The organism is Pseudomonas brassicacearum, from assembly GCF_009601685.2.
Lineage (GTDB): Bacteria > Pseudomonadota > Gammaproteobacteria > Pseudomonadales > Pseudomonadaceae > Aquipseudomonas > Aquipseudomonas kilonensis_B.
The window spans coordinates 4,814,191-4,830,930 of record NZ_CP045701.2; the positions used below are offsets into that span (position 1 = coordinate 4,814,191).

Here is a 16,740-nt window from a genome sequence, read left to right on the forward strand (position 1 = left end):
TTTCCCTGTAGGAGCTGCCGAGTGCAACGAGGCTGCGATCTTTCCCCTGGCGCTTGAGTCCCCCGGTGAAAGATCAAAAGATCGCAGCCTCGTTGCACTCGACAGCTCCTACGAGCAGCGATAACAACAAGAGGATTTTCTCATGGCTAAAATCGGATTCATCGGCACTGGCATCATGGGCCACCCCATGGCATTGAACCTGCAAAAGGCCGGTCACAGCCTGTTCCTGTCCCAGCACCATGACCCGGCCCCGGCCGACCTGCTGGCCGGTGGTGCGGTGGCGTTGGCCAACCCGAGGGAAGTGGCCCAGGAAGCCGAGTTCATCATCGTCATGGTCCCGGACACCCCGCAGGTCGAAGACGTGCTGTTTCGCGCCGATGGCGTAGCAGCGGGCGTGGGCGCGGGTAAGGTGGTGATCGACATGAGTTCGATCTCCCCCACCGCCACCAAGGCGTTCGCAGCGAAGATCAATGAAAAAGGCGCGCAGTACCTCGACGCCCCGGTGTCCGGCGGTGAAGTCGGCGCCAAGGCCGCAACCCTGAGCATCATGGTCGGTGGCGACAGCGCCGCCTTCGAGCGGGCCCTGGCGCTGTTCCAGGCCATGGGCAAGAACATCACCCTGGTGGGCGGCAATGGCGATGGCCAGACCGCCAAAGTCGCGAACCAGATCATCGTCGCCCTGAACATCCAGGCCGTGGCCGAAGCCCTGTTGTTCGCCTCAAAGAACGGCGCCGATCCGGCGAAGGTTCGCGAAGCGCTGATGGGCGGTTTCGCCTCTTCGAAGATCCTCGAAGTGCACGGCGAACGCATGATCAAGGGCACCTTCGACCCGGGCTTCCGTATCAGCCTGCATCAGAAGGACCTGAACCTGGCCCTGCAGGGCGCCAGGGAACTGAACATCAACCTGCCCAACACCGCCAACGCCCAACAAGTGTTCAGCACCTGCGCGGCCATCGGCGGCAGCAACTGGGATCACTCGGCGTTGATCAAGGGGTTGGAGCATATGGCCAATTTCTCGATTCGCGATAACTGACACACCCCACCCCACTTGTGGGAGCGGGCTTGCTCGCGAAGGCGATCTACCGGTCAATGAAGTATTGACTGACACGCCGTCTTCGCGAGCAAGCTCGCTCCCACAGGTAACCGAGTCGCCTCAGCCAATAATAAAAACCGGGAGCCCGCCATGTCGGTCGATCCGCAACAATTGCTGCGCGAGCTGTTTGCCACAGCCATCGACGCGGCCCATCCGCTGCACGTCCTTGAACCCTACCTGCCCGGCGATCGCAGCGGCCGGGTAATCGTCATCGGTGCCGGCAAGGCAGCCGCGGCCATGGCGCAAGTGGTCGAGCGCTGCTGGCAGGGCGAAGTGTCCGGCCTGGTGGTGACCCGCTACGGCCATGGCGCGCCCTGCCAGAAAATCGAAGTAGTGGAAGCCGCCCACCCGGTGCCTGATGCCGCTGGCCTGGCCGTGGCCCAGCGGGTGCTGGAAATGGTCAGCAACCTCAGCGAAGACGACCGCGTCATCTTCCTGTTGTCCGGCGGCGGTTCTGCCCTGCTCGCTTTGCCCGCCGAAGGCATCACCCTGGCTGACAAGCAATCGATCAACAAAGCCTTGCTCAAGTCCGGCGCGACAATCGGCGAAATGAACTGCGTGCGCAAGCACCTCTCGGCGATCAAGGGCGGGCGCCTGGGCAAGGCCTGCTGGCCGGCGACGGTGTACACCTACGCGATATCCGATGTGCCCGGCGACCTTGCCACGGTCATTGCCTCCGGCCCCACCGTGGCCGATCCCAGCACGTCGGCCGAAGCCCTGGCGATTCTCCAGCGCTACCGCATCGAAGTACCGACCTCGGTGCGCAACTGGCTGCACAGCCCCGAATCGGAAACCGTCAAGCCCGGCGACCCGAGCCTGGCCCGTAGCCACTTCCAATTGATCGCCCGTCCTCAGCAGTCATTGGAGGCCGCGGCAGTGAAGGCGCGCCAGGCCGGTTTCAGCCCATTGATCCTCGGCGACCTGGAAGGCGAATCCCGAGAGGTGGCGAAAGTCCACGCCGGCATCGCCCGGCAAATCGTCCAGCACGGCCAACCACTGGCGGCGCCGTGCGTGATCCTCTCCGGCGGCGAAACCACCGTCACCGTGCGTGGCAATGGTCGTGGCGGACGCAACGCCGAATTCCTCCTGAGCCTCACCGACAGCCTCAAGGGTCATCCCGGCATCTATGCGCTGGCCGGCGACACCGACGGCATCGACGGATCCGAAGACAACGCCGGTGCCCTCATGACCCCGGACAGCTATCGACGCGCCGCCGAACTGAGCTTGAGCGCCAGCGACGAGTTGGACAACAACAATGGCTACGGCTACTTCGCCGCCCTGGATGCACTGATCGTCACCGAACCGACCCGCACCAACGTCAACGACTTTCGCGCCATCCTGATCCTCGAGAACCCCAAACATGACGCCTGATAAAAAGGTCAAGATCCTCGCGACCCTCGGCCCCGCCACCCGGGGCATCGATGACATCCGTGAACTGGTACAGGCCGGCGTGAACATCTTCCGCCTGAACTTCAGCCATGGCGAGCATGCCGACCACGCCCAGCGCTACCAGTGGATTCGTGAGGTCGAGCAGCAGCTCAATTACCCGCTGGGCATCCTGATGGACCTGCAAGGTCCGAAGCTGCGGGTCGGCCGGTTCGCCGATGGCAAGGTCCTGCTGCAACGCGGCCAGGCCCTGCGCCTGGACCTGGACCCGACGCCCGGTGATCAACGCAGGGTCAACCTGCCCCACCCGGAAATCATCGCGGCCCTGGAGCCCGGCATGGACCTGCTGCTGGACGACGGCAAATTGCGCCTGCGCGTGACCGCCAGGCACAGCGACGCCATCGACACCGAAGTGCTCAACGGCGGCGAGCTATCGGACCGCAAAGGCGTGAACGTACCCCAGGCCGTGCTCGACCTGAGCCCGCTGACCGCCAAGGACCGGCGCGATTTGAGTTTCGGCCTGGAGCTGGGCGTGGACTGGGTGGCATTGTCGTTCGTCCAGCGGCCCGAGGACATCCGCGAGGCCCGGGCGCTGATCGGCGACAAGGCCTTCCTGATGGCGAAGATCGAGAAACCGTCGGCGGTGACCCAACTGCAGGAAATCGCCGAATTGAGCGACGCGATCATGGTTGCTCGCGGCGACCTGGGCGTCGAAGTCCCGGCCGAGAGCGTGCCGCAGATCCAGAAAAACATCATCAGCACCTGTCGCGCCCTCGGCAAACCGGTGGTGGTGGCGACCCAGATGCTCGAGTCGATGCGTTTCTCCCCGGCGCCCACCCGCGCCGAAGTTACCGATGTCGCCAACGCCGTGGCCGAGGGGGCCGATGCGGTGATGTTGTCGGCGGAAACCGCTTCTGGGGACTACCCCCTCGAAGCCGTGCAGATGATGAGCAAGATCATCCGCCAGGTGGAAAACGGCCCCGACTACCAGGCGCAACTGGACGTCAGCCGGCCAAAAGCCGAGGCCACGGTGTCGGACGCCATCAGTTGCGCGATCCGCCGTATCAGCAATGTGCTGCCAGTGGCGGTGCTGGTGAACTACAGCGAATCGGGCAGTTCCAGCCTGCGGGCGGCGCGGGAACGGCCGACGGTGCCGATCCTCAACCTCACGCCGAACCTGCAGGCCGCTCGCCGCCTGACGCTGGCCTGGGGCGTGCACTCGGTGGTCAACGAGCGCTTGAAGCAAGTGGATGAAGTCTGTTCCACCGCCCTGGAAATCGCCCAGGCCCAAGGCATGGCCCAGCGCGGCGATACCTTGCTGATCACGGCGGGCGTGCCGTTCGGGCAGCCGGGGTCGACCAATTCGCTGCGCATTGAGACGTTGATCTAATTTGCTTCTGTAGGAGCTGGCGAAGCCTGCGATCTTTTGATCTTGATCTTGATCTTGATCTTTCGCTTGAGATTCAAGTGTCTTTGGAAAGATCGCAGCCTCGTTGCACTCGACAGCTCCTACAAAGCTCCAACAAAGCTCCAACAAAGCTCATACAAAGCTCATACAAAGCTCCTACAGAGCTTCTACTGGGCTCAGCGGAGCAATTTCTGGCGCAGCGTTCTCTTCTCCCTAGACCCATCATGCCCAACCATTCTTTCAACACCCACTGCCCCGACTGGGCCACCGCCCTGCTCAATGGCTTCAGCCAAGTCTTCCTCCAGCGCCATTCGCTGTGCGGCCTGCTGTGCCTGCTGGCGATTCTGTTCACCGCCCCCAACCTGTTCGGCGGCGCGTTGCTGGGTGGGGTGGCCGGGTTGCTCACGGCCCAGCGACGCGGTTACGCCAAGGCCGACCGGCAAGCCGGGCTGTTCAGCTACAACGGCATCCTGCTGGGCTTGTTGCTGAGCCTTGTATTGCCCTGGTCCGCCCTGTTGCCACCGTTGATCATCGCCGCAGGCGGTCTCAGCGCGATGCTGACCCAGCAATGGCTCAAGCGCACCCGAGGCCCTCGGTGCCTGCCCGCCTACACCGCGCCTTTTGTAGGGCTGGCTTGGCTGTTGATGAGCTTCACCCTGCCGCCGCCCCCAACCGCCTCGATTGAAATAACGATACCCAACCTGCTGGCCGCGCATTTGAGCGGGTTGGGCCAGGTCATGTTTCTCAGCCACCCAGCAGCCGGTGCGTTGATCGCGGCGGGCCTGCTGCTGGCCAATCGTCGCGCCGCCGCTTGGGCATTGTTCGGTTCCGCCGTGGGCCTGGCCTTTGCCTTGTCGCAACATGAAAACGCAATCGCCCTTTGCGGGCTGGGCGGCTACAACCCGGCTTTGGTGGCGCTGGCCCTCAGCCAACAGCGCCGCCAACCCTGGCTGCCGCTGGCGGGGATTCTCCTGGCGGTCATGCTCACCCCAGGTTTTATTGCCCTTGGCCTGCCTCCCCTGACGGCACCGTTCATCCTCGCCTGCTGGTTGATCCAGGCCACCGGCCGGGCGTGGTGCCAAGCCAGCCTCGACACCACGCCTTGCGCTCTGCGGGGCAATCGCCCTAGGCTTCGTTGATTCCGGCTCAGGCGAAGATTATGCAAAACAGCAACAACTGGCGTGACCGCCTCTACGTGATCATTTTCCAGACCGACACCGTGGCCGGACGGCGCTTCGACAGCACCTTGCTGTTGATCATCCTCGCCAGCCTGGTGATCGTGATGCTCGACAGCATCGACAGCGTGCACAAAAACTACGCCACCCTGCTGGCCGGTATCGAATGGGGCTTCACCTTCGTTTTCATCGTCGAGTACGGCCTGCGCCTGTACTGCTCGCCCAAGCCGCTGCGTTATGCCTTCAGTTTCTACGGCCTGGTGGATCTGTTGGCGATCGTGCCGGGGATCCTGGCGCTGTATTACAGCGATGGCCAATACCTGTTGATCATTCGGATCATCCGCATGCTGCGGATTTTCCGCGTGCTCAAGCTCAGCCCTTACCTCACGCAGGCCAACTACCTGATGGCGGCGCTGCGGGGGAGCAAGCAGAAAATCATTGTGTTCCTGGTCAGCGTCTCGACCTTGGTGACCGTGTTCGGCACGCTGATGTACGTGATCGAAGGCCCCCAGAACGGTTTCACCAGCATTCCCAAGGGCATCTATTGGGCTATCGTGACACTGACCACCGTGGGCTTCGGCGACATCGTGCCCAAGACAGCGCTGGGCCAGGTGGTGTCATCCCTGGTAATGATCACCGGCTATTCGATCATCGCCGTGCCGACGGGTATTTTCACGGCTGAACTGGCCACGGCCATGCGCGGCGACCAACTCCAGCGCGATTGCCCGGTGTGCAGCAAAAACCACCACGAACATGGCGCCGCTTTCTGCTCCCGTTGTGGCAACGCGTTGTTTAAGAAATTGGAATAAGCAAAGCACTTTTTGATGCTTGAAGGTCTATAGGCTTGCAGCTAGTGTGCCGGCTAATGCCCGGAACCCTGTTGATAAAAAGGAATTTGCAGTGAAGAACTTGTTTGGCGCCGCTCTTCTCGCCGTCGGCCTGACTTTTGGCAGCCTGGCCCACGCCGCCCCGACCCTGCTCAACGTTTCCTACGACGTGATGCGCGATTTCTACAAGGACTACAACGCAGCCTTCCAGAAACACTGGCAGGCCGAGCACAATGAAAACATCACCGTGCAGATGTCGTTCGGCGGCTCCAGCAAGCAGGCGCGCTCGGTGATCGACGGGCTGCCGGCGGATGTCATCACCATGAACATGGCCACCGACATCAACGCCCTGGCGGACAACGGCAAACTGGTGCCCGAGCACTGGGTCACCCGCCTGCCGGACAACAGTGCGCCGTTCACCTCGGCCACGGTGTTCATCGTACGCAAAGGCAACCCGAAAGCCTTGAAAGACTGGCCCGACCTGCTCAAGGACGGTGTGGAGGTGATCGTGCCCAACCCGAAAACCTCCGGTAACGGTCGCTACACCTACCTGTCGGCCTGGGGTTACGTGCTGAAAAATGGCGGTGACGAAACCAAGGCCAAGGACTTCGTCGGCAAGCTGTTCAAGCAGGCGCCGGTACTGGACACCGGCGGTCGCGCCGCGACGACCACCTTCATGACCAACCAGATCGGCGACGTGCTGGTGACCTTTGAAAACGAAGCCGAGATGATCGCCCGCGAATTCGGCCGCGACCAGTTCGAAGTGGTCTACCCGAGCGTCTCCGCCGAGGCCGAGCCGCCGGTCAGCGTGGTCGACAAGGTTGTCGAGAAAAAAGGCTCCCGCGAAGCCGCCGAGGCGTACCTCAAATACCTGTGGTCGCCCGAAGGCCAGGAAATCGCCGCCGCCAACTACCTGCGCCCACGGGACCCGGCGGTACTGGCCAGATACACCGACCGTTTCCCCAAAGTGGACTTCCTGTCGGTGGAAAAAACCTTCGGCGACTGGCGCACGGTGCAGAAGACTCACTTCAATGACGGTGGGGTTTTCGACCAGATCTACAGCGGGCAATAAGAGAGGACAAGCTGTACGCGATCCTGTGGCGAGGGAATCTGTGGGAGCAAAGCTTGTGTGGGAGCAAGGCTTGCCCGCGATAAAGGCACCTCGGTTCCAGAGGCACCGCGCTGTTTTCATCGCGAGCAAGCTTTGCTCCCACAGATCCCCTTGCCACAGGATCCTCCCAGCGTCCTTGTGCGCCCCATCATCAACTGCAAGCATGTCTGATATCAACCACAAGCCCTGTTCCAGGGCCCCATAACGCTTTAGCCTCGCGCCATCTTTCCTGTTCACTGACGAGATTGCCATGAGTGCTCATTCACCCACCTTGCCCGGCGCGCCCCTGACCCGCGGCATGGTCCTGCTCTTCGCCTTCTGCTGCGGCGCCATCGTCGCCAACATCTACTACGCCCAACCCATCATCGAACTGATCGCACCCGACGTCGGCCTGAGCAGCACCATGGCCAGCCTGATCGTTTCGCTGACCCAGATCGGTTATGCCTTGGGCCTTTTTTTCCTGGTGCCGCTGGGGGACTTGCTGGAAAACCGACGGCTGATGATCGTCACCACGCTGGTCGCAATCGCCAGTTTGTTGGGGGCGGCGTTCACTGATCAACCGAACGTATTCCTGCTGGTTTCGCTGTTGGTGGGGTTCAGTTCGGTGTCGGTGCAAGTCCTGATTCCACTGGCCGCGCACCTGGCGCCGGAGGAGACTCGAGGTCGGGTCGTGGGTGGGATCATGGGCGGACTGCTGCTGGGGATCCTGCTGGCGCGGCCGGTCTCCAGCATCGTGGCCGATCACTTCGGCTGGCGGGCCATGTTCATCATCGCCGCCGCGTTGATGGCCGCCATCAGCATCGTCCTGGCACTGACCGTGCCCAAGCGCCAGCCCGACCACAGTGCCTCTTATGGCCAACTGCTGGGTTCGCTCGGCACCCTGCTGCGCCAACAACCGCTGTTGCGGCAACGGGCGTTCTATCAAGCCTGCATGTTTGCCACGTTCAGCCTGTTCTGGACCGCCGTGCCACTGGAGCTGTCACGCAACCATGGCCTGTCCCAAACTGAAATCGCCCTGTTCGCCCTGGTCGGTGCCATTGGTGCCATCGCCGCGCCCATCGCCGGTCGCCTGGCAGATGCCGGCCATACCCGCAACGCCTCGTTGCTGGCGATGTTGTTCGCCAGCCTGAGTTTCCTGCCAGCATTCATCCATCCGCTGTACAGCGTGATCGGCCTGGCGGTGACCGGCGTGGTCCTGGATTTCTGTGTGCAGATGAACATGGTCCTGGGCCAGCGCACCATCTACGCCCTCGATGCCAGGAGTCGCAGCCGGCTGAACGCGCTGTACATGACCAGCATCTTCGTCGGTGGCGCCTTCGGCTCATCGATTGCCAGTGCGGTGTACGAACACGGCGGCTGGTTGTGGGTGGTGATCGTCGGCAGCGCCTTCCCACTGTTGGCCTTGCTGCGCTTTTTGAGCACCTCGCGCAAGCCGTCCCTGGCAACGGCCTGAATATCCACGCATAAAAAAGCCCGGTCGCGTTCAACGACCGGGCTTTTTGGTGGAACGTGTCAAATCCGCACGTTGCCACGCGGCCCGGCAATCGCCCAGATGATCAGGCCCAGTACCGGCAACAGCAGAATCAGCAGCACCCAGAGGATTTTCATCCCGGTTTCCGCGCCACTCTTGAGTACGTTGATGATCGCCCAGATATCGAGCGCCAGGATGATCAGGCCGACCAGGCCGTTGAAGGTGGAACCCATGGTGTCGCTCCCAAATGGTGATGTGCACCCTTAGGATAGCGGGCCGCCGGCAAGGGTTCCGTTTTATTGCTTCAGACGTGGACCGCGACCTTGAGGGCTTCGAGGGCCGGCGCGGCGGCGATGCCGACTTCGGCACACAATTCCAACACCCGCGGCACGTCGTTGCCGTACACCAGCACCATCTGCAGTTCATCGTCGAGCAACTGGCTGAAGTTCATCAGCACGTAGCCGCCGTTTTCCTTGTTCAGGCTGCTCATCTGGATCTGGATGCGGTTGAGCGCGGTCAGGGCTTCGGTTTTCGCCAGTTGCTTGGGCTTGAGGTTGAACGCCACGCCGGGGCCGAACGAGGCGACGATCTGTTCGAACAGGTCCACGTAGGTGTCGGCCTGGAACAACACGGTGTCCGGCAGGCTGCCCACCACGACCCACTCACCCAATGGGATCGGGAACGTGTCGTCGTAGTTGATATCGGGGTTGGCCGCCAGGAAAGCCGTCGGATCGGCGTAGGCCTGCGCCGCTTCGTCAGCGATTTTCGCAATGTCCGCCTCGCCGAGGCAGCCGGAGCTGATTTTACCGATGAGTTCGATGAGGGCGGCTTTCATGGGGCTGAATCCTGTGGCGAAGGGTGTTTTGAGGGCGGGCAGGATAGCGCATCACATCGGTCCGTAGGAGCTGCCGAGCGAAGCGAGGCTGCGATCTTTTGATCTTGACCTTTCGCTTGAGATTCAACTGCCGGGGAAAAGATCGCAGCCTCGCTTCGCTCGGCAGCTCCTACAGGCCCAACAACGTTTCCAACTGCGCCGTGGTGTCCACCGCGCCCATGGTCTTGGCAGCATCGAGGGCCGAGACGCCGTTGGCATCCTTGGCTTTCGGATCGGCGCCTTTGCCGATCAGGTAGTCGACGATTTCCACCCGGTTGAACATCGCCGCCATCATCAGCGCGGTACGGCCATCGAAGGAAGAACCCTCCACCTGCGCACCGCCCTCCACCAGCGCCGAAACCACCGCCAGGTCGCCCTTGAACGCCGCGCCGGCAATCGGGCTCTGGCCGTTGTCGTTGCGGATTTCCGGATCGGCCTTGTGTTCCAGCAACACTTTCACCGTCTCCACATGCCCGTGGTAAGCGGCCAGCATCAACAAGGTGTCGCCCTTGTGGTTACGCAGGTTGGGCGGCAGGCCCTTGCTCAGCAACGCGGCCATCATGGCCGCATCACCCTGGCGTGCGACGTTGAACACCTGCTCGGCAAACTCGGCTGCCTCTTCCGGCGTCATCTGCCGGCTTGTATCGGACATGGGAAACTCCACTCGGGTCTTCGCAAAGCGGCTAGTTTCCCGAGGGACCCGGGCGCTGTCATCCCTTTTTTCACTGTGCCCGTCATAGCCAGAATCAATAACGCAATTGTCCGCCCTGAATCCGAGTCGCCAACTGCCGATCCACCCGCACGTAGGTATCGGTACCCGGCAGCCAGGCGTAGACCGGCTCATCACCGGTGACGCACGGGTCGAACCCTTCAGCCTTTAGGCGAGTCTTCTGGTACTTGAAAGTGCCGGTGGTGTCCATTTTCACCTTGATGCGCAGGAACAGCGGCACCGCATAGGCGGGCAACTGGCATTGCAAGAATTGCAACAACTCGCTGAAGTCCAGGGTCGCCAGGGATTCGGACGGGGTGATTGCCGCCATGCCGGCGCGGCCATTGGTGCCATTGATCTCCACGCCGTAGGCCACCGCTTCGGCCACCTGCGGATGTTGCAGCAGCACATTTTCGACTTCCGTGGTGGAGACGTTTTCGCCTTTCCAGCGATAGGTATCGCCGAGGCGATCAACGAACTGCCCATGTCCGAAACCAATGTTGCGCAACAGGTCTCCGGTGTTGAAGTAACGGTCGCCCGGCACAAAGACATCCCGGCAGATGGTTTTTTCAGTCAAGGCCTGGTCGGTGTAGCCATCCAGTGGCGCCTTATCGTCGATCCGCGCCAGCAGCAGGCCCGGTTGCCCCCTGGGCACCTTTTGCATGCGACCTTGCAGGTTGCGCAACGGCAGGCCGCTGGCATGGTCGTACTGCACCAGCTCCCAGCCCATCAGAGAAAACCCGATGGTGTTGTCGAAATTCAGGATGTTGGTGAAGCCGATATTGCCATCACTGGCCGCATACAGCTCGCAGATGTGGTCGATGCCGAAACGGGTCTTGAAAGTCGACCAGGCCCCGGGCCGCAGACCGTTGCCGATCATTTTCTTCACACTGTGGTGGCGGTCATCGGCAGCGACAGGCTGGTCGATCAGGTAGCGGCACAACTCACCGACATACCCCAGCGTGGTCGCCCGGTAACGGCGCACGTCGCTCCAGAACTGGCTGGCGCTGAACTTGCGCCGAATCGCGAACCCCGAGGCCCCACAGATCGCCGCGCCCCAGCACACGCACAGGCCTGTGGCGTGGTACAGCGGCAACGTGCAATACACGACATCGTCGGGCTGCATGTCCAGGGCGATCAGGCCGAAGCTGGTGGACGTGCGCATCCAGCGACCATGGCGAAACACCCCGGCCTTGGGCAGCCCAGTGGTGCCTGAGGTGTAGAGATAAAAACATGGGTCATTGCAGAAAACCTGCCGGCTGCACGCCGGGTCATCGCTTGGGTAATCCTCACTGCCAGCCATCAGGTCGATGAAACCGGACGGGGCATCGGACGGAATATCGGTGCGGTCCTGATCAGCCAGCCACCAGGTCCTGCTGCTCGACAGTGTGGTTCGCCCTCGTATGTCGTTGAAGGCCGCGACCCGTTCATCCCCCACCACCACCGCGACCGGGTTGACCAGGGCCAGGCTGTGTACCAGCGCATCGCCGGTTTGCGAGGTGTTGAGCATGGCGCTGACCGCGCCAACCTTGGCCATCGCCAGCACGCTGATCAACAGCTGTGGCCGGTTCTCGATGAATATCGCCACACAGTCGCCCTTGCCGATGCCTTGGGCCAACAGGTAATGGGCGATGCGATTGGCCTGCGCGTTGACCTGTGCATAACTCAACACCGTATCGCCGCACAGCAGTGCCGGGCCCTGGGGATTGCGTTGCGTGGCCTGCTCGAAACACCAGCCCAGGCCGCAAGGCTGGGTCGGGTCCTGGACGTTGGCCTGCTTCATGCCTTTGACGATCCGAGGGACGGCTTTGGCAATGGCTGGCAGTTTGCGCAGCATCATGCCCCAGGTAATCGCGTCGCTGGGTGTACGACTCATGGTGATCTTCCCCGTTCGACCTCGTGGGTCTCGGTTCTTGTTATCAGGCAGCTGATTTTGGCTCGAAAGTACGCCCGCGATTGCGGCGCTGTACACGCGGTTTTTGCAATGTTTTGTATCCGCTGCCCGAGGCAGGCGAAGCGTGAGCGTCGGAAAACGATTTGGTTCCAAAAATCATCTCCCGACCACGCAAAATGCAGGATGCACGATCGCCATTCATGCAATATGCACGAAATCAAAAACACAGTAAAAAGTTAACTTATTGTTTTAAAAGGATTTTATATAACCTTAAATGCTGGCACAGACAGTGCAACCTCCCCTCCACGGTTTGCCATACCATGGAGCAGTCAACTATGAACATGATTCAAGAAAAGTTTGCGTCCCTGTTTTCCAACTACGAAGTGACCACCCAGCCCCGCCCGGATGGCGGCATTCTGCTGACCTTGCGTAATAGCGACGGCAAGCTGTTCAAACGCACGATTTCCTACGCTCAACTGCATGCTGGGGATCAGTTGTCCTGGGCGATCAGCGCGATCCGTCGTGACCTGGCTGAACAGGCTAGCGAGTTGCCACAGATCACCTTGTTGCAGAGCCAGCATCGGTTTGCTTTGCCGACTTACCATAGCGCGTGAGTCTGCTGGAAAAACGCGGTGCTGCTTGCTTGAAAAAACGGCGCTTCTTTCAGAAATGGGAAGCGCCGTTTTTTTTGCGCCTTGGGAAAGCCCGCCATTGCGGGTGATCGGTGTCTATATCCGTTGCTGCGGTAACGGCCACTGACGGTTCCGCCCTTACCGAAGAAACGGATATACACACCAAATTCTGCCCGTAAAACTACGCTTCACATCACAGCCAAACGCGAGTCAATCCTCCAAACGAGGAAACCGGCGAGCAATATCATCCCCCGTAACCTCAGCAACCAACCCCTGCAAATCACCAGATAAACGAATCGTAACGAAATGCGGCCTCTCCCCCCTGTCAAACCAATGCGGCGTACCAGCAGGCACCGTTATCAAGTCATTCCTTTCACACAGCACCGCATAGACATAATCGCCAACGTGCAGGTTAAACAAGCCACGACCAGCAACAAAAAACCGCACTTCATCCTGACCATGGCGATACTCATCGAGCACCTCGGCCTGTTCAATGTGATCGCTGCTAACACTGACGACATCGACCGCCACATAACCGCGCTCAGTCATCAACCCATCGATCTGAGCCTGGTAAGCCGCAATAATGTCCTCCTCACTGGCACCCGGCTGGATTTTCACCGCCGCTTCCCAACGGGCAAAATGAACACCTTGTTCAGCCAACGTCGCGGCAATGTCCTCAAAATGGGTCAACACCTTGTTCGGGATGTCGGGGTTCGAAACGTGATAGACGGACAGGCTGCTCATGACAAAGGCTCCAGAAAGTTAACGGTTCGAAGGCTCATGGCCGGTCCTCTTGCATGCGGGTGGCAATGATAACGGCTGCCGCGAAGGCCGCGAGGCTGGCGAGGCTGAACGTCCAGCTGGCGCCCAAGGCGTTCCAGCTGTAGCCGGAATACAACGCGCCCAAGGCCCCGCCCGTGCCGGCCAGCGCCGCGTAGAGCGCCTGCCCCTGGCCTTGTTGGCGAGGCCCGAAGCTGCGTTGCACGAAATGGATGGCGGCGGCATGAAAGCTGCCGAAGGTCGCCGCATGCAGCACCTGGGCGAACAACAACACCCAGAGAAACTCGGCCAGCGAACCCAGCAACAACCAGCGCAACGCCGCCAGCAGGAAGCTCGCCAGCAGTACCCGGCGCACGGAAAACCGCGCCAGGATCCGGCTCATCAGCAAGAAGACCAATACTTCAGCCACAACACCGAGGGCCCAGAGCAGGCCGATCAGCCCGCGACTGTAGCCCAGGCGTTCGAGGTGCAAGGTCAGGAAGGTGTAATACGGCCCGTGGCTCACCTGCATCAGGCCCACACAGGTATAGAACGCCAGCACGCCAGGGTTGCGCAGTTGCCGCAGGAACCCCTCCCCCGCGATTCGCGGCCCCTGCAATGGCTGGGCGTTGGGCACCCAGAAACTGGCGAGGACGATGCCGGCCATGATCAACACCAGCGCCACCGGGTAGATGTCCAGGCTCAGCCATTCGAACAAGCGGCCGAGCACGACCACGGTGACGATGAAACCGATGGAACCCCATAGGCGGACCTGGCTGTAGCGCGAGGCCTGCCCACCCAAATGGGCCAGGGTAATGACTTCGAATTGCGGCAACACCGCGTGCCAGAAAAACGCATGCAGCGCCATGACCATCGCCAGCCAGGCGTAGCTTTTGTCGATGAAGATCAGCGAAAACGCCAGCAGCGTGCAGACAGCGCCAAAACGCACGATCGCCAGGCGCCGGCCGGTGTAGTCCCCCAGCCAACCCCAGATGTTCGGCGCCACGCAGCGCATCAGCATGGGAATCGCCACCAGCTCGCCGATGCGCGCTGCGTTGAACCCCAGGTGATCGAAATACAGCGCCAGGAACGGCGCCGTCGAACCGAGCAGCGCGAAATAGAACAGATAGAAGCTGGAGAGCCGCCAGTACGGCAGTGCCGCCACGGTCGTCAGGCCGCGGCGGCTGGCAGGCCAGCCATCAAAGCTGCCCCAGCACCGGAGTGCTGACCCGAACGTCGGCGTTCTGGCCGCGATGCCGCAGCAGGTGGTCCATCAGCACGATGGCCATCATTGCCTCGGCGATGGGCGTGGCACGAATGCCGACGCACGGGTCATGACGGCCCTTGGTGATGACGTCCACCGGGTTGCCATGGATGTCGATGGAACGCCCCGGCGTGGTGATGCTGGACGTCGGCTTCAAGGCCAGGTGCGCCACGATCGGCTGGCCCGAGGAAATGCCACCGAGGATGCCGCCGGCATTGTTGCTCAGGAAACCTTGCGGGGTCAGTTCGTCACGGTGCTCGGTGCCGCGCTGGGCAACACAGGCGAAACCGGCGCCGATCTCCACGCCTTTTACCGCGTTGATGCTCATCAGCGCGTGGGCCAGCTCGGCGTCGAGGCGGTCGAAGATCGGTTCGCCAAGGCCGGGCATCACTCCTTCGGCCACCACGGTGATCTTCGCGCCGACCGAATCCTGGTCGCGGCGCAATTGGTCCATGTAGGCCTCGAGTTCCGGCACTTTGTCCGGGTCGGGGCAGAAGAAGGCGTTCTGTTCCACCGAGTCCCAGGTCTTGAACGGGATTTCGATGGGGCCCAACTGGCTCATGTAGCCACGAATGACGATGCCCTGGCTGGCCAGGTACTTCTTGGCAATCGCCCCGGCCGCCACGCGCATGGCGGTTTCCCGGGCCGAACTGCGACCGCCGCCACGGTAGTCGCGCTCACCGTATTTGTGGTGGTAGGTGTAGTCGGCGTGGGCCGGGCGGAACAGGTCCTTGATGGCCGAGTAGTCCTTGGACTTCTGGTCGGTGTTGCGGATCAGCAGGCCGATGGCGCAGCCGGTGGTGCGCCCTTCGAACACGCCGGACAGGATTTCGACTTCATCGGCTTCCTGGCGCTGGGTGGTGTGGCGGCTGGTGCCGGGCTTGCGCCGGTCCAGGTCACGCTGCAGGTCGTCCAGGGAAATCTCCAGGCCCGGCGGGCAGCCGTCGACAATGGCGACCAACGCCGGGCCATGGCTTTCGCCCGCGGTGGTGACAGTGAACAGCTTGCCGTAGGTATTGCCGGACATGCAGGGTGCTCCGTGAAATCGCTGAGAGACTCAACCTTGGATTCGTAATGCGCGCCAGTATACGCAGGCTCCCCGCGTAGTTCATCCTCGAACCTTATCGGCGGCCACCAGTCCAACCGGCACCTTCATAACCAATGGCGTGATGATGTTAAAGCTGCTTGCCTTAAGCCTGACCTTGTTAACCGGCCTGTTTTGCAGCCTGGCCCAGGCCACGGTGCTGCAACGCCCGATCAGCCTCGACACGGGCAACGGTGAGCTGTTCGGCTCGTTGTTGCTGCCCAAGTCCGACACGCCAGTGCCGGTTGTCCTGATCATTTCCGGGTCGGGTCCTACGGATCGCGACGGAAACAACCCCGACGGTGGGCGCAATGACAGCCTCAAGCGCCTGGCCTGGGTGCTGGCCAAACACAACATCGCCAGCGTGCGCTATGACAAACGCGGAGTGGCCGCCAGCCTCGCGGCGACGCCGGACGAACGTAACCTGAGCGTCGAGGCCTATGTGGCCGATGCCGTGGCCTGGAGCCACAAGCTCGCCGCCGATCCGCGCCTGGGCCCGTTGATCCTGCTGGGCCACAGCGAAGGCGCGTTGATCGCCAGCCTCGCCGCGCCCCAGGCCAACGCGGCGGCGGTGATTTCGCTGTCCGGCAGCGCCCGGCCGATCGACCAGGTGCTGCGCCAACAACTGAGCAACCGCCTGCCACCACAGCTGATGTTGCGCAGCAATGAGTTGCTCGACAGCCTCAAGGCCGGTCGACTCGACGATAACGTGCCGGCGCAACTGCAGGTCATATTTCGCCCCAGCGTACAGCCCTACCTGATTTCGTTGTTCCGCCAGAACCCTGCCCAGGCCTTCGCGGCGTTGAAAATGCCGGCCTTGATCCTCCAGGGCAGCCACGACATCCAGGTCAGCGTCGATGACGCCAGGCAGTTGAAAGCCGCCAAGCCCGACGCTGAATTGGCGCTGATCGAAGGCATGAACCACGTGATGCGCATCGTGCCCAACGACGTGAAACGGCAATTGGCCTCCTACAAGAATCCCGACCTGCCCTTGGCCGCCGAACTCGGTACGCGGATTCTGCGTTTTATAGACTCGTTAGCCGCGCGTTAGGC

16 protein-coding genes are annotated in these 16,740 nt (G+C 61.6%); 9 read left to right on the forward strand and 7 right to left on the reverse strand.

Annotated features, from left to right (window positions below; genetic code table 11):
- Positions 1 to 142 precede the first annotated feature (142 nt).
- From GFU70_RS20555 to GFU70_RS20585, 7 genes are all read left to right on the forward strand, one after another.
- Positions 143 to 1,033, forward strand: coding sequence for a 2-hydroxy-3-oxopropionate reductase (locus tag GFU70_RS20555; RefSeq protein WP_153388725.1), 891 nt, complete (start codon positions 143 to 145; stop codon positions 1,031 to 1,033).
- A gap of 150 nt (positions 1,034 to 1,183) precedes the next feature.
- Positions 1,184 to 2,464: a glycerate kinase gene (locus tag GFU70_RS20560; protein WP_153388726.1), complete on the forward strand. Its 1,281-nt coding sequence runs from the start codon at positions 1,184 to 1,186 to the stop codon at positions 2,462 to 2,464.
- A complete protein-coding gene (gene pyk, locus GFU70_RS20565) occupies positions 2,454 to 3,869 on the forward strand; it encodes a pyruvate kinase (RefSeq protein ID WP_064106980.1) in 1,416 nt (471 codons plus the stop codon). The genes GFU70_RS20560 and pyk overlap by 11 nt, the downstream gene beginning before the upstream one ends.
- Positions 3,870 to 4,111: 242 nt before the next feature.
- The gene (locus GFU70_RS20570; RefSeq protein ID WP_153388727.1) at positions 4,112 to 5,026 is read left to right on the forward strand and encodes an urea transporter; all 915 of its coding nucleotides are present in this window, start codon (positions 4,112 to 4,114) and stop codon (positions 5,024 to 5,026) included.
- Positions 5,027 to 5,046: 20 nt separating this feature from the next.
- Positions 5,047 to 5,871 carry an ion transporter gene (locus tag GFU70_RS20575; protein ID WP_058546685.1) on the forward strand — a complete coding sequence of 275 codons (825 nt, stop codon included), beginning with the start codon at positions 5,047 to 5,049 and terminating at the stop codon, positions 5,869 to 5,871.
- Positions 5,872 to 5,962: 91 nt separating this feature from the next.
- Positions 5,963 to 6,961, forward strand: coding sequence for a sulfate ABC transporter substrate-binding protein (locus GFU70_RS20580; protein ID WP_153388728.1), 999 nt, complete (start codon positions 5,963 to 5,965; stop codon positions 6,959 to 6,961).
- A 289-nt stretch (positions 6,962 to 7,250) separates the two neighbouring features.
- Positions 7,251 to 8,453 carry an MFS transporter gene (locus tag GFU70_RS20585; RefSeq protein ID WP_064106979.1) on the forward strand — a complete coding sequence of 401 codons (1,203 nt, stop codon included), beginning with the start codon at positions 7,251 to 7,253 and terminating at the stop codon, positions 8,451 to 8,453.
- A 59-nt stretch (positions 8,454 to 8,512) separates the two neighbouring features.
- Here GFU70_RS20585 and GFU70_RS20590 read toward each other — a convergent pair whose 3' ends face one another.
- The 4 genes from GFU70_RS20590 to GFU70_RS20605 form a co-directional block, all read right to left on the reverse strand.
- On the reverse strand, positions 8,513 to 8,704 hold the full coding sequence (locus GFU70_RS20590) for a PLDc N-terminal domain-containing protein (protein WP_003204476.1): 192 nt from the start codon (positions 8,702 to 8,704) through the stop codon (positions 8,513 to 8,515).
- A gap of 71 nt (positions 8,705 to 8,775) precedes the next feature.
- Positions 8,776 to 9,306, reverse strand: coding sequence for a hypothetical protein (locus GFU70_RS20595; RefSeq protein WP_058546683.1), 531 nt, complete (start codon positions 9,304 to 9,306; stop codon positions 8,776 to 8,778).
- Positions 9,307 to 9,475: 169 nt separating this feature from the next.
- Positions 9,476 to 9,997, reverse strand: coding sequence for an ankyrin repeat domain-containing protein (locus tag GFU70_RS20600; protein ID WP_064106978.1), 522 nt, complete (start codon positions 9,995 to 9,997; stop codon positions 9,476 to 9,478).
- Between the two features lie 94 nt (positions 9,998 to 10,091).
- Positions 10,092 to 11,930: a long-chain-acyl-CoA synthetase gene (locus GFU70_RS20605; RefSeq protein ID WP_058546682.1), complete on the reverse strand. Its 1,839-nt coding sequence runs from the start codon at positions 11,928 to 11,930 to the stop codon at positions 10,092 to 10,094.
- Between the two features lie 353 nt (positions 11,931 to 12,283).
- Here GFU70_RS20605 and GFU70_RS20610 point away from each other — a divergent pair, with 353 nt between their 5' ends.
- Positions 12,284 to 12,562 (forward strand): DUF3509 domain-containing protein, encoded by a 279-nt coding sequence (locus GFU70_RS20610; protein ID WP_003204481.1) that lies wholly within the window; start codon positions 12,284 to 12,286, stop codon positions 12,560 to 12,562.
- Between the two features lie 228 nt (positions 12,563 to 12,790).
- On the opposite strand, the gene GFU70_RS20615 is transcribed toward GFU70_RS20610, so the two are convergent.
- From GFU70_RS20615 to aroC, 3 genes are read right to left on the reverse strand one after another with little or no spacing between them, the layout of a single operon-like run.
- Positions 12,791 to 13,324: an acireductone dioxygenase gene (locus tag GFU70_RS20615; protein WP_058546681.1), complete on the reverse strand. Its 534-nt coding sequence runs from the start codon at positions 13,322 to 13,324 to the stop codon at positions 12,791 to 12,793.
- A gap of 34 nt (positions 13,325 to 13,358) precedes the next feature.
- Positions 13,359 to 14,504 carry an MFS transporter gene (locus GFU70_RS20620; protein WP_153388729.1) on the reverse strand — a complete coding sequence of 382 codons (1,146 nt, stop codon included), beginning with the start codon at positions 14,502 to 14,504 and terminating at the stop codon, positions 13,359 to 13,361.
- A gap of 34 nt (positions 14,505 to 14,538) precedes the next feature.
- Positions 14,539 to 15,630, reverse strand: a complete 1,092-nt coding sequence (aroC, locus tag GFU70_RS20625; protein WP_003204486.1) for a chorismate synthase — start codon at positions 15,628 to 15,630, stop codon at positions 14,539 to 14,541.
- A 142-nt stretch (positions 15,631 to 15,772) separates the two neighbouring features.
- Here aroC and GFU70_RS20630 point away from each other — a divergent pair, with 142 nt between their 5' ends.
- Positions 15,773 to 16,738, forward strand: coding sequence for an alpha/beta hydrolase (locus GFU70_RS20630; protein WP_153388730.1), 966 nt, complete (start codon positions 15,773 to 15,775; stop codon positions 16,736 to 16,738).
- Positions 16,739 to 16,740 lie beyond the last annotated feature (2 nt).